General features: G+C 70.1%; 16 protein-coding genes and 1 pseudogene. 4 read left to right on the top strand and 13 right to left on the bottom strand.

Annotated elements, in window-relative coordinates; genetic code table 11:
• Positions 1 to 24 precede the first annotated feature (24 nt).
• Together WME89_RS50570 and WME89_RS50575 are read right to left on the bottom strand one after the other, a co-directional pair.
• Positions 25 to 798, bottom strand: a complete 774-nt coding sequence (locus tag WME89_RS50570) for an SDR family NAD(P)-dependent oxidoreductase (RefSeq protein ID WP_438006672.1) — start codon at positions 796 to 798, stop codon at positions 25 to 27.
• Positions 795 to 1,490: a TetR/AcrR family transcriptional regulator gene (locus tag WME89_RS50575; RefSeq protein WP_438006673.1), complete on the bottom strand. Its 696-nt coding sequence runs from the start codon at positions 1,488 to 1,490 to the stop codon at positions 795 to 797. The genes WME89_RS50570 and WME89_RS50575 overlap by 4 nt, the downstream gene beginning before the upstream one ends.
• A gap of 1,251 nt (positions 1,491 to 2,741) precedes the next feature.
• Between WME89_RS50575 and WME89_RS50580 the strand changes: the two genes are divergently transcribed.
• Both WME89_RS50580 and WME89_RS50585 read left to right on the top strand, forming a co-directional pair.
• Complete coding sequence (locus WME89_RS50580; RefSeq protein WP_438006674.1) at positions 2,742 to 4,007, top strand: cytochrome P450; 1,266 nt, start codon at positions 2,742 to 2,744, stop codon at positions 4,005 to 4,007.
• 62 nt (positions 4,008 to 4,069) lie between these two features.
• Positions 4,070 to 5,059 (top strand): terpene synthase family protein, encoded by a 990-nt coding sequence (locus WME89_RS50585; RefSeq protein WP_438006675.1) that lies wholly within the window; start codon positions 4,070 to 4,072, stop codon positions 5,057 to 5,059.
• 140 nt (positions 5,060 to 5,199) lie between these two features.
• On the opposite strand, the gene WME89_RS50590 is transcribed toward WME89_RS50585, so the two are convergent.
• The 3 genes from WME89_RS50590 to ggt all read right to left on the bottom strand — a co-directional run bounded on the left by WME89_RS50590 (position 5,200) and on the right by ggt (position 13,414).
• Entirely contained in the window at positions 5,200 to 10,164 is a 4,965-nt protein-coding gene (locus tag WME89_RS50590) for an AAA family ATPase (RefSeq protein ID WP_438006676.1), read from the bottom strand.
• 911 nt (positions 10,165 to 11,075) lie between these two features.
• Entirely contained in the window at positions 11,076 to 11,576 is a 501-nt protein-coding gene (locus tag WME89_RS50595; RefSeq protein WP_438006677.1) for an SRPBCC family protein, read from the bottom strand.
• Between the two features lie 5 nt (positions 11,577 to 11,581).
• Positions 11,582 to 13,414 carry a gamma-glutamyltransferase gene (gene ggt, locus WME89_RS50600; RefSeq protein WP_438006678.1) on the bottom strand — a complete coding sequence of 611 codons (1,833 nt, stop codon included), beginning with the start codon at positions 13,412 to 13,414 and terminating at the stop codon, positions 11,582 to 11,584.
• A gap of 610 nt (positions 13,415 to 14,024) precedes the next feature.
• Between ggt and WME89_RS50605 the strand changes: the two genes are divergently transcribed.
• Positions 14,025 to 16,607 (top strand): protein kinase domain-containing protein, encoded by a 2,583-nt coding sequence (locus WME89_RS50605; protein ID WP_438006679.1) that lies wholly within the window; start codon positions 14,025 to 14,027, stop codon positions 16,605 to 16,607.
• Between the two features lie 4 nt (positions 16,608 to 16,611).
• On the opposite strand, the gene WME89_RS50610 is transcribed toward WME89_RS50605, so the two are convergent.
• From WME89_RS50610 to WME89_RS50635, 6 genes and pseudogenes are all read right to left on the bottom strand, one after another.
• On the bottom strand, positions 16,612 to 17,892 hold the full coding sequence (locus WME89_RS50610) for a hypothetical protein (RefSeq protein WP_438006680.1): 1,281 nt from the start codon (positions 17,890 to 17,892) through the stop codon (positions 16,612 to 16,614).
• Between the two features lie 520 nt (positions 17,893 to 18,412).
• Positions 18,413 to 19,195, bottom strand: coding sequence for a helix-hairpin-helix domain-containing protein (locus WME89_RS50615; protein ID WP_438006681.1), 783 nt, complete (start codon positions 19,193 to 19,195; stop codon positions 18,413 to 18,415).
• A gap of 118 nt (positions 19,196 to 19,313) precedes the next feature.
• Positions 19,314 to 19,622, bottom strand: coding sequence for a hypothetical protein (locus tag WME89_RS50620; RefSeq protein WP_438006682.1), 309 nt, complete (start codon positions 19,620 to 19,622; stop codon positions 19,314 to 19,316).
• Positions 19,623 to 19,709: 87 nt separating this feature from the next.
• Entirely contained in the window at positions 19,710 to 20,273 is a 564-nt protein-coding gene (locus tag WME89_RS50625; RefSeq protein ID WP_438006683.1) for an RNA polymerase sigma factor, read from the bottom strand.
• Positions 20,239 to 20,436: pseudogene (locus WME89_RS50630) on the bottom strand (RNA polymerase sigma factor); the annotation flags it as partial. The gene WME89_RS50625 and the pseudogene WME89_RS50630, both read right to left, overlap by 35 nt.
• 285 nt (positions 20,437 to 20,721) lie before the next feature.
• A complete protein-coding gene (locus tag WME89_RS50635) occupies positions 20,722 to 20,970 on the bottom strand; it encodes a hypothetical protein (RefSeq protein WP_438006684.1) in 249 nt (82 codons plus the stop codon).
• 466 nt (positions 20,971 to 21,436) lie between these two features.
• Here WME89_RS50635 and WME89_RS50640 point away from each other — a divergent pair, with 466 nt between their 5' ends.
• Positions 21,437 to 22,663, top strand: coding sequence for a hypothetical protein (locus WME89_RS50640; protein ID WP_438006685.1), 1,227 nt, complete (start codon positions 21,437 to 21,439; stop codon positions 22,661 to 22,663).
• A 330-nt stretch (positions 22,664 to 22,993) separates the two neighbouring features.
• Here the strand turns inward: WME89_RS50640 and WME89_RS50645 are convergent, their stop codons facing one another.
• Complete coding sequence (locus tag WME89_RS50645; protein WP_438006686.1) at positions 22,994 to 23,317, bottom strand: hypothetical protein; 324 nt, start codon at positions 23,315 to 23,317, stop codon at positions 22,994 to 22,996.
• A 103-nt stretch (positions 23,318 to 23,420) separates the two neighbouring features.
• Positions 23,421 to 23,900 carry a VOC family protein gene (locus WME89_RS50650; protein ID WP_438006687.1) on the bottom strand — a complete coding sequence of 160 codons (480 nt, stop codon included), beginning with the start codon at positions 23,898 to 23,900 and terminating at the stop codon, positions 23,421 to 23,423.
• Between the last annotated feature and the right edge of the window lie 116 nt (positions 23,901 to 24,016).

Genomic DNA, 24,016 nt, shown 5'->3' on the forward strand with positions numbered 1-24,016 from the left:
TGATGCGCGGCGCGCCCGCGCGCGTCAAGCGGCCAGGAAGCCGCCGTCGACCTGGAGCGGAGCGCCGGTCACGTAGCCCGCGGCCTCCGAGCATAGCCACAGCGCGGCGCCGGCGATCTCTTCCTCGGTCGCCATGCGCGCCATCGGGTGCTGCGCGACGAGCGCCTCGACCAGCGCGGGCGCGAGCGCCTCGGCCTGCTGCATGGCGGGCGTGCGGGTGACGCCGGCGCAGAGGGCGTTCACGCGGATCCCCCGGGGTGCGACCTCGAGCGCCACCGAGCGCGTCATCCCGAGGACCGCGTGCTTCGACGCGACGTAGGCGTGGTGCGCCGCCTTCCCGGCGGCGCCGTAGATCGAGCTCATGTTGACGATGGCGCCCCCGCCCGACGCGAGCATGGCCGGGATCTCGTGGCGCATGGCCAGCCAGACGCCGCGGGCGTTGATCGCCATCACGCTGTCCCACACCGCCTGATCGGTCTCCTCGAGGCGGGCCATGTCGCCGCCGACGCCCGCGCAGTTCGCCGCGAAGTCGAGCCGGCCGAAGCGGCTCACCGTCTGCTCCACGGCGCGCTGCACCGAGGCCTCGTCCCGCACGTCGGTCTGCACGAACTGCACGGACGGCGCCGGGGCGCCCTCCTGCTCCAGCGCCGCGCAGGCGCGCCGCCCGGCCTCGTCTCCGCGCGCCGCCACGGTGACCCGCGCCCCCGCGCGCGCGAAGGCGCGGGCCGTCGCGAGCCCGATGCCGGAGGTGCCGCCGGTGACGAGCGCGACGCGCCCGGAGAAGTCGTAGGTGATCATGAGCGCTCCCTTCGTGGTGGTGGTGATGCGGCGGCCGAGCCGAGGCCGCTCCGGATAAACTCGACCGCTTGCCGGGCGAGGCGATGGCGGCGCTTCGGGCCGAGCTGCCCTCGCAGCGAGTCCGACGCGAGCACCTCGTGGAGCTCGGCCCCGAGCTCCTGGAGCACGGCGTCGGTCAGCCCGGGGCCGATGACGGCGGAGACGAGGCGGGTGGCCACCTCCAGGCTCGCGCCGGCGGCGCGGATGTCGCCGCTCGCGATGCCCTGCTCGAGCAGGGCGCGGAGCTCCGCCAGGCCGGCGTCGCAGATGGCCCGGTGCAGGCCGCGGACCTCGACGTCCGCCGTCGGGTCGGCGGCCGCCGCGGACAGGCGGGCCAGGCGCGGGTGCTCGACGAGGAACGCCATGCCGCGCTCGATCAGGGCCTCGAGGCGAGCCCAGAAGTCGCCTTCCAGGCGCGCGGCGTCCACGAACTCGCGCTTGCGCCGCGGCGCCTCCTCGGTGAGGAGCCACCGGTAGAGATCGAGCTTGTCCTCGAAGTACTGGTAGAAGCTGCCCTTCGGGATGCGGGCGCGGCGCGCGATCTGCGACAGCGAGGCCTCGGCGTAGGTCCGGTCCGCGAACTCGGCGATCGCCTCGCGCACGAGGCGATCGCGCCGCTCCTCGGGCAGCCCAAAGAACGTGCTCTTCGGCATGCGACCGATCAGTCATATGACCGATCGGTCGCATGGTCAAGGCAGGTCGATCAGCGCAGCGCCGGGCGCCCGGGACCCTCTCCTCTGGTCCGGCGAGGGCCGCTCCACCAGGGGCGCCCAGGGGCGCGGGACGGGGCGAGCAGGCCGTCGCACGACCCGCGACCTCTGCGCGGCGCGACCCGCGACCTGGCCGCGACCCGCGACATGGATGACGCGAGCGGGGCATCCAGCTGTCATGGGCGCGCTCCAATGGCCGAGGCGCTCATCTTGCATGGCGAGCGGGCGCAACAATCAGCGGCCCAGCCTCGCTGCAATTCACCTCACAAGCACAGTGAAGTACTCCGCCGTCAGCATCCCTGGCAAGTTCCGCAGGTATTCGAGCAAACGCGTGCTCTGGGCGATCTCGCTCTCGGGGCTCGCTCGTTCCGGGGCGCCGCGACGCCGCGCGCTGGTCGCGCGTCATGCCTTCACGGATGAAACCCGCGGCGAGCGTGCATTTCATTGCTGCATAACCGCTGACGAAGAACGACACGGATCATCGAGGTCTCGCTGGCCATCCGTCGCATCGACTCTCCACCGGGCGGCCATCGATTCGTCGCTCGGCTGCAGCGCGTCTCCTGGATGCCTGACGGATGAACGCGCGTCGCGCTCGCAGGGGCTGCGCGATTTTTACGCCACAGGACACGCCGTGGTCCGGCCGTGCATTCGTGGCGCATGTATCGATGGCGTTTCGAATGGGAAGGGTCCTCCTGCGAAGGTGCCACGAAGAATACAGTTGCGCATCCGTGCGCATGGTATACCATCCTGTCATCAGATGGAGGAGCACCGAGCAAACCATCGGACGCCCGCAGCGACGAAGAGTGCCTAGCGCCCTTGCTGGCTCTTGTCTCATGATGCACCGGGCGATGTCTTCGCAGCAGTCCGGCCGATCGTGAATCGCGCGCTCGCGTCTGGCGAGCGCCGCGACGATCGACGGGCGCAGCCGAATCATGCGGGAGCTCGAGCGTCGGCTCGGGCCGCGCGGCGGCTGCTCCGTGGCCTGCCAGCGGGAGACGCGCCCAGGTAGCTGCGCTCACTTGCATGTATTGCAGCGCTGCGGCCTGCGACGACGGATTCGTGATCTTCCCGGCGCCGGGAGACGACCGCTTTTCGGAGCGGTGCCGCTCACCCCCCCATGGCGCTGTCCAATACGGCACCTGAGAGACTGCGACACAGCAGGTTGGTCAACGCGCGCCCCACGGCGTCGCGGCTGTGTCCTCCCACGTCAGAAAGATCCCGATGAGTCGACTGAATCTGTTCTCCCCCGACGTCCGAGAGAACCCGTATCCATTCTACGCCGAGCTGCGCCGCAGCTCCCCGGTGTGCCAGGTGGACCCGAACGGGATGTGGGTCGTGACGCGATACGACGACCTGATGTCCGCCTTCAAGAACACTCAGGTGTTCTCGTCGGCGGGGATGCGTGTCGCCACGGAGCCGCCCTACCTCCGACGTCACAACCCCTTGTCCGGATCCATGATCCTCGCGGATCCGCCGCGGCACGGCCAGCTGCGGAGCCTCGCCAACCGTGCATTCACCGCCAGCACGGTGAGTCTGCTGGAGCAGCACATGCGGTCGACCGCCTCGCGCCTCGCGGACGGTCTGGTGCAGCGCCGCGTGGTGGACTTCATTCCCGAGTTCGCGAGCCGCGCGCAGATCAGCGTCCTCGCCAAGCTGATCGGCTTCGATCCCTCCCTCGAGAAGCACTTCGAGCGCTGGACGACGGACCTGGTCAGCGTCGCCACCGTCTCACCGGAAGATCATGCGCGGCTCGACGAGGTGCGCAACACCATCGATGAGATGGAGCGGTACATGCTGGATCTGCTGGCGGCCCGCCGACGACAGCCGGAGAACGACCTGGTAAGTGATCTGCTCCGGTCTCAGGTCAACGACGATGCGACGACGGACCAGGACCTGGTCTCCCTCCTGTTCCTGCTCCTCGTGGCGGGGCTGGAGACGGCAACTTCGCTGATGACCCACATGGTGCTGATCCTCGCCCAGCGTCCGGCATGGATGGACCGCCTGCGGGCGGAGCCCGCGCTCATTCCGCGCTTCATCGAGGAAGTGCTACGCTTCGAGCCACCCGTGCATGCGACGATGCGGCTGACGCTCACCGAGACGGAGATCGGCGGCGTCCGCCTGCCCGCCCACGCGGTGGTGGCGCTGCTCGTTGGCTCGGGCCTTCGTGACGAGACGCGGTTCCAGGACGCGGACCGCTTCAATCCCGAACGCCGCGAGCAGGCCAACCTGGCGTTCGGTCACGGCGCCCACTTTTGCCTCGGGGTCTTCCTGGCACGGACGCAAGCCCGCGTGGTGCTGGACGAGCTACTGCGCCGGTGCAGCCGGTTCGAGCTCCGCGCTGACCGCCTCGAGTGGAACGCGGTCCTCAACACACGATGCCCGGTGGCGCTCCCCATCGAGGTGATCCCCACCACGTACTCCGCTGCGCGCGAGCGACCCACCATCCAGGGAGTCTGGTAGGCCCGTGCTGATGTCGCGAAGAGAAATCTACTACTTGAATTGGGTTTGGGACGGAGCTTATCATGCCCTCTGAGCGGAACAGCGTCGTTGTGAGCAAGAGCGAGGTCGAGACCTTCGACTACCCGTTCTCTGCGTCACATCACGCCAAGGTAGACGTCGCGGAACAGAGGACCCTTCAGTGGGTACGCCGGCTGCAGCTGGCTCCGGATGGTCGAACACTATCGCGGCTCAAGGCGACGAGCTTCGCGCAGCTCGCCGGATGGCTGTTGCCGTCTGCGGACATGCAGACCCTTCAGCTGGCGTCGGATTTCACTGCTGCGCTATTTCTCCTGGATGATGCCTACGACGAGGGCCAGCTCAGCACGGATCCCGAGGCCGTCGAGCGGCTCAACGAGAAATACCTGGGAGAGCTATTCGGGTACGTAGAAGCGGACATGAGCGATCCTTTGACGCGCGGGTTGCTCGACGTTCGCGAACGCATCAGGAGCAGTCATCCGCACTTCTTCCTCAACCGGTGGCTCTCGCATTTTCAATACTATTATGAGGCGAACCTATGGGAGGCGAACAACCGCAAGCAGATGCGGACTCCCTACGTCGACGAATATTTGATGATGAGACGCTACAGCGGAGCGGTTTACACCTACTGTGACCTGCTCGAGCTGCTGCTCGAACGGCCGCTGCCCCTGGAGGTCGTCCAGCATCCCCTCATCCAGAGTGTTCGAGACATCTGCAATGATATCCTCTGCTGGACGAACGACTATTTCTCGCTCGGCAAGGAGCTCAGGTCCGGCGAGGTACACAACCTGATCGTCGTGCTCCGGGACAACCAGGCGATCACGGCGGAGGAGGCCGTCGCGCAGCTCAAGCGCATGCACGACGACCGCGTCGCAGAGTACCAGGACGTCAAGGAGAAGGTGCTCGCGCTCTGGGCAGACGACGCGATCCGCCTCTACCTGGACGCCGCAGAGGCCATGATTGCAGGGAATCAGCGCTGGGCGCTGGCCGCTCGTCGTTACTCCGGACTGGAGAGCCTGGTCGCGTACGCCGGATGAGGTGAAGGGAGCCTGTCGCCGCCGGGAGACGCGATGCGCCGCTGACGAGGTCGGCTCGCCCGGAGCGCTGGGCTCTCACCGGCGGGTCGCGCTTCGTCCGGCCTCGAGCTGCGGGCCCAGCGTGACGGGGGACAGCGATTTCATGCGTGCAATCTCGCCGCGGTGCGCCTCATCGCGTAGGCGATACCTGCCTTGAGGTTGGACCGCGTCTCTATCGAGCCGAGATCCACCCCGAGAGAGACCAGGCTCTGCGCCACCGCGGGGCGGAGCCCTGTCAGGATCGCCTTGCTCCCCAGCAAGCCCACCGCCTTGGCCAGGCTCATCAGCCTGCTCGCGACGCTCGTGTCCACGCTCTTGACCCCTGTGATGTCGACGATCACGACCTTCGCAGCGCTGGCCGAGACGCCCTGCATCGCGGTCTCGATCATCTGCGCGGCCCGCTTGTCGTCGACGGTCCCGATGATCGGCATGACCATGATCTCATCGGTGATCGGGATGAACGGCGTCGACAGCTCGAACAGACGATCGCGCTGATTCTGGATGATCTCTTCCTGCATCTGGACGCGCTCTTCCTGTAAACGGCCGCGCTCGGCGAGCTCCACCTGCAGCCTGTCGTTGACGTCGCGGAGCCGCTCATTCGATAGCCGGAGCTCCTCGGTGCGCGCGGCGACCTCCTGCTCGAGTCCCTCGTACAGCTTCGCGTTCTCGACCGAGATCGCGATCTGCGTCGAGAGCAGCCCCAGGAGCTCGAGGCGGTTCTTCGTGAATACGCCGATCGAGAGGTTGTTCTCGAGGTAGAGCACGCCGACCAGCCGGCCTTGACGGACGATCGGTGAGCACATGAGCGATTTCGTCTGCTTTTCTCGGATGTACGGATCGGCGGAAAACCTGGCCTCCTCCGCGGCGTTGTCCAGGAGCACGCTCGTCTGCGTTCGCTGCACGTAGCTTATGACCGACAGGGGGACTCCCTCGAAAGAGCTCAAGGCCGTGCCTTGGAGTACCGTGACCTGCTTCGGCTCCATGGTCCCTTCCGCCTCGACGAAGAGCGCATCCCCGCGCGCGAGGGCCAGCACGCCGAGTCGCGCGCCGACGTTCTCCAGCACGATCGCCATCAGGTTCGCGAGCAGCTTCTCCAGGACGATCTCGCTCGCCATGGTCTGCGACGCCCTGACGACGCTGAGCAGATCCAGCGCCGCGCCGTCGTGGCTCGCCGTTATCGTCACCGACGTCGACTGGTCGGGCGTCCCCTCCAGCATGAGGTGAGGATGCGCGGCTATCAGGCTCTGGCATTTCGCGTCGGCGCCCCAGATCGCGTAGCCGCGATAAGCCATGGTCATGTAATGTTGAGCGATCTCGTGCCGGCCCAGGCTCCGGTAGAACGACGACGCCAGCTCGCACGCCAGGGCCTCTTCCTGGATGTAGCCGTGCTTCCGTGCCCCCTCGATGGCCCGGTCATAAAAATCCATCGCCTCGATCACGGAGCGCTTCACGCGCGCCAGCTCCGCGCTCACCAGGTGGTGCTTGTGCCGGTTGTTCTCCGTGCACGAGGAGGCCCACATCTCGAGCGTCTGCTGGTTCACGTCGACCTTGGCGAGAGCGACGTCCTGCTCATCCTTCGAGAGCCGGTCGAACGCGGCGAGGATCGAGAGGGAGAGGTAGAGGTTCTGCTCCACGACGGTGACGAACCCCACCGCGTCCCGGTACTCCTCTCCGGTCCGGAGGCACTCGTAGGCCAGCTTCGGCTCGCCGAAATAGTAGAGCAGCATGCCCTTCGCGAGGTACACGCAGAACACCGATGTCCTGTTATGCCCCAGGCAAGGGATCATCGTCGTCTCATCAAAGCTCTCCCCGACGAGCCGCAGCTTCTCCGCCGACGGGTCTCGGAGGCTGCGCACGAGCTGCTTCCAGATCTTGACGTAGTACAGCTGATACTGCTGTTTGAGCTTCGACGCGAGCTCGATGGAGTGCGTCATGCGTTGCTCAGCCGTCTCCAGGTCCTCTCCGGCGAAGAAGGTGTACGTGGAGTGCTGGCTGGAGCTGTAGCCGGCGTATTCGATGTCCCCCGTCTCCAGGCCGACCTGGACAGCGTGGCGCACTGGCTCGATCGTCTCTTTCAGGTGACGCTTCCAGTGGTGAATCGCAACGTAGTTGAGCGTGAAGATCTTGGATTCGAGCTCGATCGCGTCGAATCGCCGAACGAGCTCGATCGCCAGCTGGCCGAACGCGAATCCAAGCTCGATGTTGTTCATGACGCTGCACTGGATGTGGCCGTAGATTGCGCAGGCGTACGCCGCCGACGGTGAAATGCCGTGCTGTGTGCAGATGTCCACCATGGTGAACGCGATCAGCGGAACGAAGTGAGGCCTCGCGAGGACGGCAGCAGGAAACACGGATACGAGAATCCGGTTCGCAGCCAGCCTCCGCCTGTCAACCAGGACCGGGCGCTGCGCCAGGCGCGGTATGTCGACGTCGACCGGCGGCGTCTCACGCAGCGGGACGTCGAGCATGGTGAGGACGGCCATGGCCATGTCGATGGCCTCCGGCATGCGGTTCTGCGATATGTAAAACTGGATGCGCGTCTCGTAGACCCGGATCTTCTCGAGGACGTCCCTGGCGTGATCGACGACGGCCTGCGCGCACGCCTCCGCGCGGTCGAAGTTGATCGTCAGGTACTCGAGCTCGACGAGGTCCGTGTAGATCGCGAGCGCCAGCTCGTGGTTCGTCTCCCAGGAGTCCTCCGCCAGGAAGCCCGCGGCGGCGCGGAGGCACTGCACCCCGGGGCCGTACGCGGTGGAGCGCCTGGCCTTCTGCCCCGCCTGCACGTTGAGCCTCGCTGCCTCGTTGCGCTCCTGCCTGTCCACGATCATCGCCGCGCCCATGTTGAGGTGCATCACGATGTCGTAGATGCGCTCCTCGAGCGACGCGGGCGGGGTCTCCCGGAGCATCAGCCGCCCGAGCTCGAGGTGGATGCTCTGCTGCTCATCCTCCGTGAGCAGCCTGTACGCGGCCTGCTGCACGCGGTCGTGGAGGAACTTGAACGCGACCGAGCTCCCGTCCCCGTCGTCGAGGAAGCGCGCGATCTTGTAATCGCTGTCGACAGGGACGACGAGCCCCGCGTCCAGCGCGTCCCAGAGGTCCTCGTCGGTGGCCCGCAGGTCCCTCCGGTGAATCAGGGAGAGGAGCCTCAGGTCGAACTGGTTGCCGATGCACGCGGCGAGCTTCAGGACCCGCTGCGTCGGCTCGGCCAGGCCCTGTATCCGGCGGATCATCAGGTCGACGACGTTGTCCGCCACATCCATGCTCTCGATGTCGGCGACGCTCCAGCGCCAGGCGCCCGCCTCCGAGCTGAAGCGCAGGTGACCCTCGCGGCAAAGGCTCTCCAGGTACTGGATGGTGAAGAACGGGTTGCCCTGGGTCTTCGCGAAGATGATGTCCGAGAGCGGGAGACAGTCGTCCGGAGGCGAGCCGAGCGAGTCGGAGACGAGCCCGTTCACGTGCTCGCGCCCGAGCGGCTTCAGCGCGATCGTGCTCACGCGCGCCTCGCTCTCCCGGAGCGCGCTCAGCGTCATCGTGAGCGGGTGCGCGTCGTCCACCTCGTTGTCGCGGTACGACCCGATCAGCAGGAGGTGGCGGATGTCCGGATCCTCGAGGAGGACGCTGACGAGGTTCAACGAGCCCGTGTCGGCCCACTGGAGGTCGTCCAGGAACAGCACGAGCGCCCGCGTCTTCAGCGCGATGGCGCCGATGAAGTTCCGGAACGTCAGGTTGAACCGGTTCCGCGTCTCCATCGAGCCCAGCGCCGGGACCGGCGGCTGCTTGCCGAGGATGAGCTCGATCTCCGGGATCACCTCGGCGATGACCTGACCGTTCGGAGCGACCGCCGCGGCGATCCTGGCCCGCCAGTCGGCGAGCTCGTCCCTGCTCTCCGTCAGCAGGTGCCGGACGACCTCCCGGAGCGCGGCGATGACGGCGGCGTACGGGACGTTGCGCGTGAACTGGTCGAACTTGCCCGCCGCGAAGTACCCGCCCTGCCTCGCGATCGGCTTGTGGATCTCGCTGACGACCGCCGACTTGCCGACGCCGGAGTAGCCCGCCAGGAGGACGAGCTCCGACTGGCCGCCCGGCGCCGCGCCGGCGGCGGGCCGGCTGACGTTCCTGAAGGCCGCCATGAGCGCGTCGACCTCCTCCTGCCGGCCGTAGAGCCGCTGCGACACCTGGAGCCGCGTCGGCTTGTCCTTCTGGCCAAGCACGAAGTCGAGCGCCGGCGCTTCGCCCTCGAGCATGTCGAGGCAGGCCTTCAGATCGGCCTTCAGGCCGAAGATGCTCTGATACCGCTCCTCCGCCGTCTTCGAGAGCAGCTTCATGACGACCTTGGAGAGCGCCTCCGGGACGTCCGGCCGCAGCTTGTGCGGGGCGACGGGGGTCTTCGCGATGTGGTGGTGCACGAGCTCCAGCGGATCGGTCGTCTCGAAGGGGAGGCGCCCCGTCGTGAGCTCGTAGAGCGTGACGCCGAGCGAGTAGTAATCGGAGCGGAAGTCGATCGACCGGTTCATCCGGCCCGTCTGCTCGGGGGAGATGTACTGCAGCGTGCCCTCGCCGGCCGACCAGGGGTCGTACACCGCCGCCCGTTCCCCCGGGAGGAGCGAGGCGATGGAGAAGTCCGTGAGCTTCGACGTGCTCACGTCGTGGTTGACGATGATGTTGCTCGGCTTGATGTCCTTGTGGATGATGTTCCGCTCGTGGATCGCGCCGAGCGTGTCCGCGAGCTGGAGCGCTATCCGGACCGCCCGCGCGAGCCCGACGCCCTCGCCGCTCTCGTCGATGATCGCCCGCAGCGAGCGGCCCGCGAAGTACTCCATGATGAGCGCGGCGTAGTCGAGGCGGACCTCGAGGTCGTAGACCCTGACGATCCCGTCGAGGTCGAGGTTCCTCGTGATCTCGTACTGGCGCTTGAGGATCGCGACGTTGCGGGTGCCGTTCACACCCTTCCGGGCAACCTTGATGACGCACATCTTGCCCGTGCTCTTCTTCCGGCCGAGGTAGACGCTGCTGCGAGAACCGTCGTGCAAGGTGTCGAGCAATTCGTGATTCAGCAATTCGACCATGACTGCTACCCCCCTGGAATCACCTGGCTAACAGATCGGTGCGATCATCGGTCCGTGACAGGATGCGGTTCCCTGGCACACAGCTGCTCCTCGGGTACACGTCGATCGCCTGCGTCGGCGGGCGTCTGCGCGGGCCACCGAGGGAGCGAGCGCGCTCGGCAGAACGCAGCACTAAAGCAATCGAAACGGGCGCCGCGTGTCAAGGTCGAACCGCGGCACCGTGCCGCGCGCGGATGGCGCGTGGACCGCGCGCTCTATGCGGCTGCGCCCAGGAGACGCCGCGCGTCACGCCGGTGACGCGCGGCTCGGGTTCGAGTGCCTGGTGTGAATGGGAAACAGCGTCTCGCTGTTGTGCGAGAGCTCACGACGCCATGTAGAGACCAAGCGACGGCGATGGGGACCACACGACGGCGGTAGCTTCTCAATGAGAGAGCCTGGATTCGCCGGGCGCGCCATCGTGCCGAGAGCGATCGAGGGGCGCGGGAGTCGGGGGAATACCTTAGGGAGACTCCTGATAATCGCGACGAATTCGTGCGTTGATCGTCCCGTGATAAGGCGGGAGTCGGCTCACTGGCGTGCGGTGAGGCGAGATGCGAGATCGATTCAACGTCGGTGGCTGCGTCCTCCCGGCAGCTCGGCCGGCCCCCCGGCCAGCGCGCGTCGCGCGTTGTCGTCGGCGGGGCCCCTGCGCTTTCGCGCGCGGCCGTCGCTCTCCTGCCCGGAGCAGGGAATCGCGCCGCTCCGGCTGTGGGATACGTGGGGATCGTGTTGACGCCTGTGGGGAGAGTGTATCTGTCGTGTGCCCGTGGAGCCGCTTTCGTGAGTGGATGATCCTGCGCGCCTCGCGCTCCGCCGAGGGGACGTGGACGCGCCGGCGCCGCCCGCTGCACGCGCCCTCTCCGCCGCTCCCGTCAGCCGCTGCGCCCGCCGGGCTCGGGCGGCTCCGGCAGCGCGGCCTCGCCGCGCGAGAGCGCCTCGAAGCGCGCCAGGATCGCCTGCCAGCCCCCGTCGTGGCGGGCGCGCATCGGCGCGGCGCGCTCGCCGGCCCGCTCCCAGCCGCGGTGCACGACCTCGACGCGCGTCTGCGCTGCAAGGACCTCGACGAACTGCACCTCGACCTCCTGCGCCGACGCGGCCGCGCGGCCCGGGTGCCACGTGAACGCGAGCCGCCACGGCGCGTCCCAGGCGACGACGGTCCCCCAGAGCGCCTCGGTCCCGTCCCGCGCCCGCTCGAAGATGCGCCCGCCGATCGACGGCTCGATGTGGCACGACGCCGCCTCGAGGCGGCCGAGGGAGATCGTCGCGAGCGGCCACCAGTCGGCGATCCGCCGGACGAACAGGTCGAAGGCGTCCGCCTGCGAGAGCGGCACGACCAGCGAGCGCCGGATCGGCGGCACGACCTCCGCGGTCACGGTCGCTACTTCCCGGCCGCCGCCTCGGAGCCCGGGCGCCGCGGCTCGCGCGCCCCCGCGAACGCGGCGCCCTCGCGGCCGATCGCCGGCGCGTCGGCGATGTGCCCGCGCTCGTCGAGGGCGTGGCCCATCGCGCCGAGCGCCTGCTTCAGCCCGTCGGAGAAGCCGCCCTTCTCGCCCATCAGCCGGTCGGGGTAGTCCTGCTGGTGGAAGCGCGGCGCGTTGACCGCCGTGGTCACATCCATGCCGAAGTCGACCACGTTCGAGAGGATCTGGAACACCGCCGTGAGGATCGTCGGGCCGCCCGCGGCGCCGAGCACGAGCTCCACGCGCCCGTCCTTGGCCGTCACGATCGTGGGCGACATCGACGAGAGCATGCGCTTGCCGGGCGCGATGGCGTTGGCCTCTCCCTGCACCAGGCCGAACTGGTTCGCGGTGCCGGGCACGGCGGCGAAGTCGTCCATCTCGTTGTTCAGCACGAAGCCCGCGCCGGTCACGGTCACCCCCGCGCCGTACCAGCCGTTCAGCGTCGTCGTGAGCGCGACGGCGTTGCCCTGCGCGTCGATCACCGAGAAGTGCGTCGTGTGCGGGCCGCGGCCGCCCGAGTCCTTGACGCCCGCGCCGCGGGTCAGCTCCTCGGTCGGCGTCGCGCGGTCGGCGGCGATCGTGGCGCGCTGCTTCTCGGCCCACGCGACCGAGAGCAGCTCGTCCACCGGGTTCTTCACGAAGTCGGGGTCGCCGAGGACCTCGTTGCGCGCGAGGAAGACGCGCCGCATCGCCTCGGCGACCACGTGCACATGCGACGGCGAGTGCCAGCCGAGCTTCGCGATCTCGAGCCCCTCGAGCTGGTGCGCGATCATCGCGAGGGCGATGCCCCCCGAGGAAGGGAGCGGCATCGAGGCGACGCGGCGCCCGCGGTACTCGAACACGACCGGCTCGCGCCACTTCGCCTTGTAGCCCTTGAGGTCCGCGGCCGTGATGAGGCCCTTGCCCCGCCGCATCTCCGCGACGAGGAGCTCCGCCGTCTTGCCCTCGTAGAAGCCCGCGGGCCCCTTCTGGGCGATGCGCTCGAGCGTCGCCGCGAGCTCGGGCGACCTCCACGTCGCGCCGATCTCGATGGGGGCGCCGCCCGGCAGGAACAGCGCGGCCGACGCCGGGAAGCGCGCGAGCTTGGCCGACGCGGCCTTGACGGTCGTCGCGAAGTTCTCGTCGACCGGGAAGCCCTCCTTCGCGAGCCGGATCGCCGGCGCGATGAGCTCGGCCCACGTCTTCTTCTTCGAGCCGAGCTTGTCGAAGGCCTCCCAGAGCCCCGCCACGCTCCCGGGCACGCCCACGGCGAGGTGGCCGACGCGCGCGCTCTCGGTGGGCTTGCCGTCCTTGCCCCGGTACATGTCGTGGGTGGCCTTGCCGGGCGCCGTCTCGCGGAAGTCGAGCGCGTGCTCCTTGTCGCCGACGCGGGCGACCATGAAGCCGCCGCCGCCGAGGTTGCCGGCGGTCGGGTGCACCACCGCGAGCGCGAACGCCGTCGCGACCGCCGCGTCGACCGCGTTGCCGCCCGCGGCGAGGACGTCGGCGCCGACCTTCGTGGCGAGGGCGGCGTCGCTCGACACCATCGAGGGGCCTCGCACCGGCGGCGCGCCCTCGGGGTACGGCCACCCGGCCGGGAAGCGCGACGCCGGCGCGGCCGGCGCGGCCGGCGCCGACGCGGGCGTCGGCGTCGCGTCGGCGGCGCTCGGCGGCGGCGGCGGGGGCGGCGCGGGCGGCGGAGGCGGGACGGCAGCCTCGCAGCTGGCGAGGAGGACGACGGCGAGCAGTCGATGCCAGGCGCGGAGCTTCATCGCCGCGGCTTATAACCCAGGCCCGGCGCCGCTCGAAGGCCAGAGGCGCGGCCGCGCGAGCGCGACAGGGAGCGGCGGCCGGATCCGGCGCGAGGCGAGGACGGGGAGAAATGCTCAATGATGTTCCCGAGTTCCCGAGGTTCTCGAGCTCGCGCGAGCTCCTTCGCGCGTCGAATGCGGGTGGAGCGCGGGTCGAGCGCCAGGGCAGCGCGGGTCGCGCGCCAGGGCAGCGCGGGTCGCGCGCCAGGGCAGCGCGGCGCGCGGGCCGGTTTCTCCACCGCGCCAGCGCGCGCGCCCCGTGAAGCGCGCATCGTATCTTCAGCGCGCAGCGCGCCCCGCGCCGGGGCGCGCTGCGCGGGCGTGCCCGAGGGCGCCAGGAATTCCGGTTGGGCCGCGCGGTGCATCCTGCGCGGTAATCCGTCACAGCTGTTCGGGCTTCTGCTGATCAGCTGTACCGCTCTCTGCCTGGCGGGAGGGCAACGCGCCGTACAGGGCGCGTGGAGCATGGCGTCGCACCGAGGCCCCCGGGCACGCCTCTCGGCGCCGCGAAGTGATCCGTGTTGGTCGTTGGCTTGGGGGCTTCGCCGCGCTTGGGTATGATCGGCCCCGGATGTTTCCGACGGAGCCCGCTCCCGAGACGATTGGGGCCTACAAGATCCTCCGGCGCCTGGCCGGTTCTGGGTCCACCAGCGTCTATCTCGGGCGGCTGGACGGCCCGCTCGGGTTCCGGCGCGTCTGCGCGCTGAAGCTCGTCCCGAATACGGCGGAGGGCGACCCGCGCTTCGCCGACGAGCTCGCCCGCGAGGCGTCGATCTGCGCGACGCTGAATCACCCGGCGATCGTGCGGATGTTCGACTTCTTCGAGCACTCCGGCCGGCTCGTGCTCGTGCTCGAGCACGTCGAGGGCGTCAGCCTCAATCGGCTGCTCCAGCACCTCGCGACGCGGCAGCAGAAGCTCGCGGACGCGGCGGTCTATTACCTGGTCCACTGCATCGCCGGCGCGCTCGCGCACGCGCACGGGGCGACGGACGAGCACGGCAGCCCCACGCCGATCATCCACCGCAACCTGCACCCGGACAACATCGTGATCGGGTGGGACGGGCAGGTGCGCCTGACGGGATTCGGCATCGGCAAGATCCTCGGGCGCACGCCGGACACGATCGCGGGCGTGGTGAAGGGCGCGCCGGGCTACATGGCGCCCGAGCAGGTGCGCGCCGAGCGCGTCACGGTCAAGGCGGACATCTACGGCGTGGGGCTCCTGCTCTGGTCGCTGCTCTCGGGGCGGCGGCCGTCGGCGGACGGCACGCGCCCGCCCCCTCTTGCCTCGATCCGCCCCGAGATCCCGCGCCCGATCGTGACGCTGCTCGACACGGCCCTCTCGCAGGCGCCGGACGACCGGAAGATCACCTCCCAGGAGATCGAGCAGGCGCTCGCGAAGGTGGCGCGCCCCGAGAAGGGGAAGGCCGAGCTCGTGACCCGCGTGCAGTCCGCGCACGCGACGATCGAGATCGAGGACGCCGATCCCGAGGAGGATCGGCGGCCGACGATCCCGGTCAAGGGCAAGGGGGGGCAGACCTCGAGGCCGGCGGCCGACGCCGCGAAGCGGCTCGCGAAGGACCTGTTCGCCAAGGATCAGGCGGCCAGGGACGGGGGCGCTGCGCGGCTGAAGCCGGGCGGCCCGCTGGCGAAGACGGCGCCGCCCACGGCGGGTGCGTCCGAGGCGCTGGCGGGGTCTGCGCGGCAGGATGGCAAGGCGTCGGTAGGCGCGCCGGCGGCGGAGCCGATCACGATCCCGGCGCCGGCGAACCAGGCGACGCCGCGGCCGCTCGATCCGAGGGGCGAGGCGGTGAAGGGCGTCGAGGGGCGGAAGCCCGCGCTGCCGGACCGCGAGACGTTCGGCCGCCTGTTCGAGGCGTCGAGGCGCGCGGCGGAGCGCGACGCGGCGGCGGCCGAGGAGCTGCTGGCGGGCAGCGGGCCGGCGACGTTGCCCGAGGCCGAGCCGGTGTTCGAGGAGGACGACGCGACGATCCCGGGCAACGGCGCCGCGTCGGTCCGGTTCGGCCCGACGACGTCGGTGATCCCGGAGGCGATCCGCTTCGGCCCGCCGCCGGCGCTTCCGGCGGACCTCGCGACGCCGTTCTTCGGTCCGCCGCCCCCGAAGCCGCCTTCGAACTCGCCGGTGACGCCGTCCGGCGTGACCGTGCCCATGGCCTCGACGGGCCTGACGCCGCCGGGCGTGACCGTGCCCCTGGGCGGCGCGTCGGGCCTGACGCCGCCGGGGGGCGTGCCGTACCCGAGCGCGGCGGTCCTGAACGGCCCCGCGGCGGAGTCGTCGCCGCCGGGCTCGCCGATGCGGCGCCAGCGCTCGCCGACGCTGCCCTGGCAGGTGCCGCGCTCGCTGTCGACGGCCGGGACCATCGCTGTGTCGGCGATCACGGCGACGGTCGTGGCGGCGCTCTGGATCTACGTCGCGCGGCGCGAGCGGCCGGCGCCGACCGCCGCGGCGCCGGTGGAGCAGGCGCCGGCGGTCGTCGCGTCCATCGACACGGCGCCGCCGCCAATGCCGAGCGCGCTGCCCAGCGCGAAGCGGACCCCAGGGGGGAAGGCGCCGGCGGGGAAAGCGGCTGCGGGGCGGGAGGCAGCGGCGTCCGAGGCTGCGGCGAAGGAAGCGGCGGCGAAGGAAGCGGCGGCGGTGAAGGAAGCCGCGGCGAAGGAAGCAGCGGCGGCGAAGGAGGCTGCGGCGAAGGAAGCGGCGGCGGTGAAGGAAGCCGCGGCGAAGGAAAAGGAAGCGGCGGCGAAGGAAGCCGCAGCGAAAGAGGCTGCGGCGAAGGAAGCGGCAGCGAAAGAGGCTGCTGCGAAAGAAGCGGCCGCAAAAGAAGCGGCGGCGAAGGAAGCTGCGAGCGCGGCGCGGGAGGGGGTGAACCCGGCGTCGGTGCCCAAGGGGCACGGCGTGCTCACGGTGGGGTTCCCCGACCCCGGGGGTGTCTACGTGACCGGCAAGTACGCGGGGGTGGTGAACGAGCCGCTGGTCGTGCGCTGCGGTCGGTTCTTCGTGCGCGTCGGCCGGCCCGGCAAGACGAAGTTCCCCGAGTGGGCGAGCGCGGGGGTGACGGCGCAGGTGCCCTGCCAGGGGGCCACGACCATCGACATCAAGCCGACCCCGGCGCCGAAGGCGCGGTCGAAGAAGCGGTAGCTCGTCAGCGGCCGAGCCGGTCGAGCCTGTCCTCCGCCGCGTCGAGGCGTCCCGCGCTGTCGGCCGCCTCCTGCTGTGCGTCCGCGGCCCTGCGCTCGGCCTCTGCTGCGCGCTTCCTCGCCGCGCGTGCGGCCTCCTCGGCGTTTTCGGCGGCGCGGCTCATCCTGGCGGCCTCCTTGGTCAGGCGCTCCGCCTCCTTGGCGGCGCGTGCGGCCTCCCGGCTCGCCTGATCCCGCTCCTTCTCCGCCGCGGCGAGCTGCGCCTTTTGCTCGCGCTGGGCCGTCGCGAGCCGCTCCTTGCGCGCGCGCCTCTCTGCCGCGAGCTGCGCCTTCTGCTCGCGCTCCTCGGCCTTGAGCCGCGCCTTCTGCTCGCGCTCTTTTGCGGAGCGCTGCTGCTCGCGCTCTTTTGCGGAGCGCTGCTGCTCGCGCTCCTTTGCGGAGCGCTGCTGCTCGCGCTCTTTTGCGGAGCGCTGCTGCTCGCGCTCTTTTGCGGAGCGCTGCTGCTCGCGCTCCTTTGCGGAGCGCTGCTGCTCGCGCTCCTTTGCGGAGCGCTGCTGCTGGCGCTCTTTCGCCGCATGCTGCGCCTCTTGCTCGCGCGGCTCGGCAGCTCTCTTCTGCTTCTTCGGCGCGTCCCCGGCCTGGCGCGCTTTCTTTGTCGGCGCCTCCGCCTTCGAGGCCTTCTGCCCGCGGTCTGCCTTTGCCTCGCCGTCGGCGGGACGCGCGGACGGGCGCCCGCGCAGCAGCCCGAGCATATCCGACAGGTCCCCCGGCTCGATGTCCCCGGACACCCGCCCCCGCGCGAGCAGCTCGAGATCCGATGCGCTCGCGGTGGGGGTCGCAAGCAGCGAGTCCCGCAGGCGATCCATCGGATTGCCCTTCTCGCTGTAGCCTCCCTCGGAGAAGAGCGCTGGCGCCGCGCGCAGGAGCTCATTGACGATCGCGCGGTGCTTCTGGCCGGCCTCCCGCAGCTCCTGCGCGCCGCCCGGCGCGAGGGCCCCCCGCTGGGCTTCGCGCAGCCGCTCGCCCGCGTCGAGCAGCGCCTCCATGCGTTGCGGGTACCGGCGCGCGAGCTGGTTCAAGGTCCAGGCCGCCGCCGTCGGCCGCCGCAGCGCCTTCACGCGGTCGGACGCGGCCTTGTCCCCGGCCTGCCGGAGGCGCTTCGCCAGCTCGTCACGGGCTCGCGTGAAATCGCCGAGCGGCTTCTTGTAGAGGTCGTCGACCTCGTCGTCGACGTCGGCGGCGGGAGGAGGACCACCGCCGCGCGTTCCCTTGGTTCGAGAGGCCATTCCCGCGCGATCTCAGCCGAGCTCGCGCGGAGCTTACTCCGCCGGCGTGGCGCGTCACAAGCCAGGCCTCGCCGGTCGCGCTGGCCGCCCGGGCGCGGGCGGCTCGACGGCGCAGGGATGCGCTACCTCGGGGCCCGCGGCGCGAGGCCCCTGACGGCCTCACGTGCCCTTCGCTCCCGCGGCGCGTTCTGGAACGATCAGTCCAGAATGATCAATTCAGAATGATCGGTCCAGCACATGCCCCTCGCTCCCGCGGCGCGTTCTGGAACGATCAGTCCAGAATGATCAATCCAGAATGATCAGTCCAGCACATGCCCCTCGCTTCCGCGGCGCATTCTGGAACGATCAGTCCAGAATGCGCCGCAGGGAGGCGAGGACAGCTGGTCTCGAGCAGGGGTCAGCCCGCGCCGCGCGACCGACAGCGGCTCCTCGGGCCGGGCAGATCGGAAGACCCCTCGTATAACCAGAGAACCAGGACGACCCACGGCGATGAGATCCTGGCCGCACCAGGGGGCCGCGCTCAGGCGGCCTCGGCCAGCGTCGATGGCACCTCCGGCAGCTCCCAGCCGCGCGTCCGGATCTCCTCGTTGATCCAGCGGATGTGGCGCCGCTCGTCCTGCCAGTTCGCCTCCACCATGCGCCGGACGTCGTCCGGCAGATCGCTCGCCAGCGCCGAGGCATAGGCGTCGTTCGTGAGCTCCTCGTTGCCGCGCATGGCCACGAGCGCTGTCCGATCCTCCCGCGCCGAGAGCTCGGTGTACCGTTGAATGCACTGGCCGCGCTCATCGCGTTGCTCCGGCAGCGAGGCGCCGAGCGCGTCCGAGAGATCGCGCGCGTGCCGCTCGTGGTCTCCCCGGAACGTCTCGAGCTGTCTCCTGATCTCCGGCGTCTTGCAGGCGCCGATCGCCACGCGGTACGCCTCGGCGGCGGCCATGTCGAGCAGGATCAACCCCACGATCTGCTCCAGAGCTGCCATATCGCCGATGTCGCCCTCTCCCGCGGCGCTCGGCGTCCTCGCCGCGCCGGCCGCGGTCTTGGCCCCTTCTGTCGCGGCCGCGCCGGCGCCCTCCGCCGACGACCCGGCCGCGGCGCCCAGCGAGCTGCCTCTCTGGAGCTTGCCGAGCAGGACGCCGTCGATCCCGGGTACGCTGAGCACGTCCTCCCAGCTCCGGAAGGTGCCGCGCTCGCTCCGGTGCTCCATGATGAGCCGGGCCCGCTCGCCGTCGATGCCCTCGATGGCCTCGAGCTCTTCCGCTGTTGCCTTGTTCAGGTCAATCTGCGCGTCGCGCGGTCCCTTTGCCATGGTCACGCCTCCTCCGGGCAGCCTTTAATGCCGGAGGGAGCCAGCCGGAAGCTTTCGTGTCCGCGATTCCAGCGCTGCGCCTGGCCGACCGGCGCGCTTCGAGGGGCCTGTCGACCAGCTAAGGAGCGAGGAGAGCGAAGGCCTCATCGATCTTCTTGCGGGCCTTGGCGGTGGCGAGCTCAAGCTCGGCCGTGTCGATGCGGGTCGGGGTAGGCACGGGGATAAACCTCCTGATGCGATGGTTGTGAATACGTGAATACGTGAAAAGGAACAGGTCGAGCGGATCGCCGCCGGACCAGGCTCCCAGGAGCGTATTGCGGGAGCACCCGTCAAGGGAGCACCTCCGGCTATCGATGTGGAACATCGACAAGCCGGCGTGGATCATCGAAAAATCGATGTCGGACAGCAAAAAACCGGCGTGGGGCATCGAGGAACCGACGCGCGCCGTCGGCGGGGCGAGGTGGTCGCTCGAAACGGCGAGGTGTCACCTGGCGCCGTCGCGCCTGGCGCGCCGCTACCTGGTCGCGCCCTTGCGCGCGATCTCCGCGAACGCAGCGACCGCGCAGGCGTGACGCTTGTAGGTCGTCGAGAGGGGGATGCCGAGTCGCCTGGCGATCTCCGCCACGGAGATCTCCTCGATGTGGCGCTCCAGGATGAGCGCTCGGTCCTCGGGCCCCAGGGCCTGGATCCACGAGCGCACGAGCCGGCGTTGCTGTTCGCGCCCGATCAGCTCCTCGGCGTCGGGGCGCTCGTCCGCGACCGCGAGATCCGACGCTTCGAGGAGCACCTCGCGCCGGTGCCTTCCGCGCTGGTGGTAATGGGCAGCGACGTGGACGGCGATGCGGTTCATCCAGCGCTCCGGTGCGGCGCGCCCCGGGTCGTAGCGCGAAAGGCTCGTGAAGGCCGAGAGGAGGATATCCTGTGCGAGGTCCAGCCGATCGCAGCGTGGGACCCCGAGCCGCCTCAGCCAGCCGAGGACGGAGTGGACGACCTCTGTCCGAGAGCAGCTCCCGGCAGTTGCGGGCGAGCTGCCGGTGGCGCAGGGCGACCCGCGAGGCGATGGCCGAGAGCCACGCATCGACGGAGCCGCCGGGCTGGTAGTCCGGGAGGCGCCGATGGACGACCAGGAACACCTCGTGGGCAACGTCCTGGAGGTCGCGCGACTCGACCCCCAGCCGCCAGAGCAGCCGGAGAACGTGGGCATGCGAGGAGCGGTAGACCTCCTCGAAGGACGGCCGCACGGGCTCGGCCGCCGGCCCTGGAGGGGCGCCTGGGGGTGCTAAGGGCGCCGGGAGCCGGGGGGGGTGGGGGCGTGGAGCGGGGTCGCGGGTCCCTCATCAGGTTAAGTTCCGCCGACGGCCCGCGTCTCGTGGCGAAATCGTACGCCGGCCGGAAGAAAAAGGACGCGGTGGCCGGAGCCTCGCACGGTGACGATGTGCTGCTGTGTCGAGGAGTCGCTGAGCCGGGGTGGACCGGAGGAGGAAGGCGTGCGGCCGGTGGCGGCGCGGGCGGGGGTCAGGAGGCGATCAGGAGGAGGCGGAGTCGAGGAGAGCCCTGGCCTCGGTGATGACCGCGGCGCGGCACAGCCAGCGGTCGAGCTCGGTCATGTCGGTGCTCGCGAGGACGCGCTCGCGGATCTCCGGCGGGATCTCCAGGCCGCGCGCTTCGAGAACCTTCAGCACGGCGTTCGCGGTCGCCTTGCGCTCCCCCTCCCGCTGCCCCTTGGTCACGTAGCTGCGCGCGAAATCGCTCTGAAACTCGTAACCGCTCTTCATCTTCGCCTCCAGACTCCGCCTCGCTGCCTCGTTGAGAGAGGATAGCACCCCATCGAAGTACAGGGCCTGCTGCTCCTGATCCAGCCCGGCAGCGGCCGTCAGGGCAGCCACCGCGATCGCCAGGCCGGCCTCGCTCTGCCCGGCAGGGGCCAGGAGCGGGATGGGAACTCGTCCATCAAGATGATTCCGGCGACATCACGCATCTCGTGTCGAAATCGTCCGTCGCTTGAACAAAAAGGGCGCGATGGAAAGGAATCTCAGCGATGGCGAATTGTGGAGAATTTTGCTGAGAACAACGGAATGCATGAACTCCAGGTGCGTGGCGGTGCTGGAGCGCGAATCGAGCGCGCACCGCCTCTTCCCGGCGCGTTCGGGGCGTGTTCTTCTCGCAGCCGGAGCGGCGGTGTCGCTGCGCCTGTGTGCGGGTGACGTCGCCCGCGGGAGCTCGATGTTGCGAGGTGCTTTGATGGGTCGGCGTGCTCTGCAATCGATGACGCTGCTGGGGAGCCTGGCATCGGCGCTGGTAGCCGCCGGGGTCGCGGCCGGCGGCTGCACCGAGCGCTTCATCCTCGTCTGTGACGACCCGAGAACGCCCCAGGAAGAGCTGTGCAGCGCCATCCTCGAGAGGTACCGGGCGGAGCGCTGCGAGGAGGCGGGCCCCGGCGCGGAGGGCTGCGAGGATGCAGGCACGCCCGGCGAGCCCGATCCGCCGGATCAGCCAGGCGCGCCGGACGAGGAGGGCAGCGGCGACGCGCGATCCTGCCGGGGGCAGTGCGTGCCCGGCAGGCCGCTCGGGTGGTTCGAGCCGCTGTTGCTCTGGTTCGGGTCGCCGGACGAGGCGGCGCCGGAGTGCCCGCCTCAGGCGCCGGTCCTGGGCTACGAGGGCCACGGCGATGTCCTTGTCGAGCCGCACCGGTGCGCGGCCTGCGCCTGCGATCCGCCAGACGCCTCGTGCGAGCTGCCGGAGGCGTGGGGTGCCCGCGACACGCGGGCGTGCGACGCCGCTCCCGGCGCGGAGCGGACGTCCTTTGCGGCGCCCGAGGGATGGGACGGCGCGTGCACGGCGGAGAGCGCGATCCCGGCCGGGGCAGCCTGCGCGGGTGGGCCGTGCGCGCAGTCGCTCGAGATCCCGGCGCCGCGCGCGGTGGCGGGGGCCTGCTCGCCGCGGCCCGCGGAGGCACCGCCGGCGCCTCCGGCGGTCCGCTGGGCGACGTACGCCAGGGCGTGCATCGGCACCGCGATCGGTCGGTGCGCCGACCCCGGGGCGGCCTGCGCCCCGGCACCGCCGGAGGGCAATACGGCGCCGCCGGGCGGCTTCCTGACCTGCATCATCCATAACGGCGAGGTCGACGAATGCCCGTCGTTCTCGCCCTACTCCGAGCGTCACGTCTACTACGAGGACGCGGAGGACACGCGCGCCTGCACGGATTGCACGTGCGGCGATCCGACCGGCGGGGAGTGCAGCGTCATCGCCTCGGCCTACAGCGACAGCAGGTGCTCGCAGGTCGTGGTCAGCGCGCGGGTGTCGTCCGAGGCGCCGTTCTGCGGCGCGGTTCCCCGCGGGACGGCGCTCGGGAGCAAGTCGGCCAGCGTCGTCGAGATCCAGCCCGGGAGCTGCGCGCCTGGCGGCGGGGAGCCGACGGGCGGTGTCGCGCCGCGCACGGCGATGACGTTCTGCTGTCTCGCGGAGTAGCCCTGAGCCCGTTGATGCTTGTGCGGCGTGTGGAGCGGGCGCCAGGCCGAAGGCGCCACAGCAGCAGGATGAGGAGCACCCGGCCGCACGCAGGAAGCGGGGTCATGACCTCATCTGCTGCCTCGACCGGCAGCCGGTGCAGCCGGAACCACCGCGCGCGCGGAATCCCGAGTTCGGATAGACGCCGCCCCGACGACGGGCGGCGATGTGCGCGGTGCGAAGACTGAGGGAGATGAGCGCGGTAGCCGTCGAGCGCCTCTCGACCGCGATGGTCCCCGTCGGGGTGACATCCTGGCGAGCAGCATCCGCCCGGTGAACGTGGCGCGCTGCTCAGAATGAAGTGACGAAGCGCAGCGCGACGATGCCCGAAGCCGCGCCGGCGAACGCTGCTTCACCGTCGTCGAACCAGAGACGAGGCCGGCGGGCGTTGACCAGCAGGTCCGCGGTGAGCTGTGCGGCAAGGCGCGACGACAAGCGGGCCTCAGCGCCTGCCCGGAGCCCAACCCCGACGTAGATCCGCGTGTCCGGGGACATCCTCGTCGCGCGCAGGGAATACCGGAGCTGTCCGGCAGTGACGACGCCGCAGCCGAAGAACCACGCTTCGTGTATGCAGGGCACGACGGAGCCGCCAAGCCACGACGTATCGACGGTCACACCCGGGTAGGGGGTGGTGGTGACCGGGAGATCGCCGCGCCCCCGGACACGCGCTCGGGAAGGCCTGCTGGGCCGGACAGCGCAGCAGGGGGCCCGAGGGCGCCTACCGAGCGGCCTCCTCGATCTGCGCGATATCGATCTTCTTCATCTGCATCATCGCTTGCATGACCCGCGCCGCCTTGGCCGGCTCCGGGTGCTGGAGGAGCCGGGGCAGCGCCGACGGGACGATCTGCCAGGAAAGGCCGAACCTGTCCTTGAGCCACCCGCACTGGCTCTCGGCGCCGCCGTCCGCGGTGAGCTTGCTCCAGAGCTCGTCGACCTCCGCTTGCGTCTCGCAGGTGACGGCGAGCGAGATGGCCTCGTTGAACTTGAAGTGCGGGCCGCCGTTCATGGCGACGAACCGCTGGCCTTCGATCTCGAACTCGACGGTCATGATCGAGCCCTTGGGCCCCGGCCCCGCGTCTCCGCAGCGGAGCTCGTCGACGATCCGCGAGTTCTTGAAGAGGGACGTGTAGAGCCGCACCGCCTCCTCGGCGTTGTTGTCGAACCAGAGGAACGTCTTGATCTTCTGCGTGGTGGCCATCGTCAGGGCTCCTTGCCGGGGCGAGCCCGGCGGTGGGATGGGGGCGGCGGGGTCATCGCGACCGCGCCTCGCCTGGATGTCGGAGCTCGACGCGCCGGCTCGACATGCCGGCGAAG

The sequence above is a fragment of the Sorangium sp. So ce321 genome, from assembly GCF_051530195.1.
Taxonomy (GTDB): Bacteria; Myxococcota_A; Polyangia; order Polyangiales; family Polyangiaceae; genus Sorangium.

Excerpts from the sequence above, each read along its gene's own strand:
- WME89_RS50585 (WP_438006675.1), top strand. The coding sequence starts at position 4,070 with ATGCCCTCTGAGCGGAACAGCGTCGTTGTGAGCAAGAGCGAGGTCGAG.
- WME89_RS50590 (WP_438006676.1), bottom strand. The coding sequence starts at position 10,164 with ATGGTCGAATTGCTGAATCACGAATTGCTCGACACCTTGCACGACGGT.
- WME89_RS50570 (WP_438006672.1), bottom strand. The coding sequence starts at position 798 with ATGATCACCTACGACTTCTCCGGGCGCGTCGCGCTCGTCACCGGCGGC.
- WME89_RS50615 (WP_438006681.1), bottom strand. The coding sequence starts at position 19,195 with ATGGCAAAGGGACCGCGCGACGCGCAGATTGACCTGAACAAGGCAACA.
- WME89_RS50635 (WP_438006684.1), bottom strand. The coding sequence starts at position 20,970 with ATGAAGAGCGGTTACGAGTTTCAGAGCGATTTCGCGCGCAGCTACGTG.
- WME89_RS50610 (WP_438006680.1), bottom strand. The coding sequence starts at position 17,892 with ATGGCCTCTCGAACCAAGGGAACGCGCGGCGGTGGTCCTCCTCCCGCC.
- WME89_RS50625 (WP_438006683.1), bottom strand. The coding sequence starts at position 20,273 with ATGCGTGGCTCTCGGCCATCGCCTCGCGGGTCGCCCTGCGCCACCGGC.
- WME89_RS50640 (WP_438006685.1), top strand. The coding sequence starts at position 21,437 with ATGGGTCGGCGTGCTCTGCAATCGATGACGCTGCTGGGGAGCCTGGCA.
- WME89_RS50605 (WP_438006679.1), top strand. The coding sequence starts at position 14,025 with ATGTTTCCGACGGAGCCCGCTCCCGAGACGATTGGGGCCTACAAGATC.
- WME89_RS50620 (WP_438006682.1), bottom strand. The coding sequence starts at position 19,622 with ATGCCCCACGCCGGTTTTTTGCTGTCCGACATCGATTTTTCGATGATC.
- WME89_RS50650 (WP_438006687.1), bottom strand. The coding sequence starts at position 23,900 with ATGGCCACCACGCAGAAGATCAAGACGTTCCTCTGGTTCGACAACAAC.
- ggt (WP_438006678.1), bottom strand. The coding sequence starts at position 13,414 with ATGAAGCTCCGCGCCTGGCATCGACTGCTCGCCGTCGTCCTCCTCGCC.
- WME89_RS50575 (WP_438006673.1), bottom strand. The coding sequence starts at position 1,490 with ATGCCGAAGAGCACGTTCTTTGGGCTGCCCGAGGAGCGGCGCGATCGC.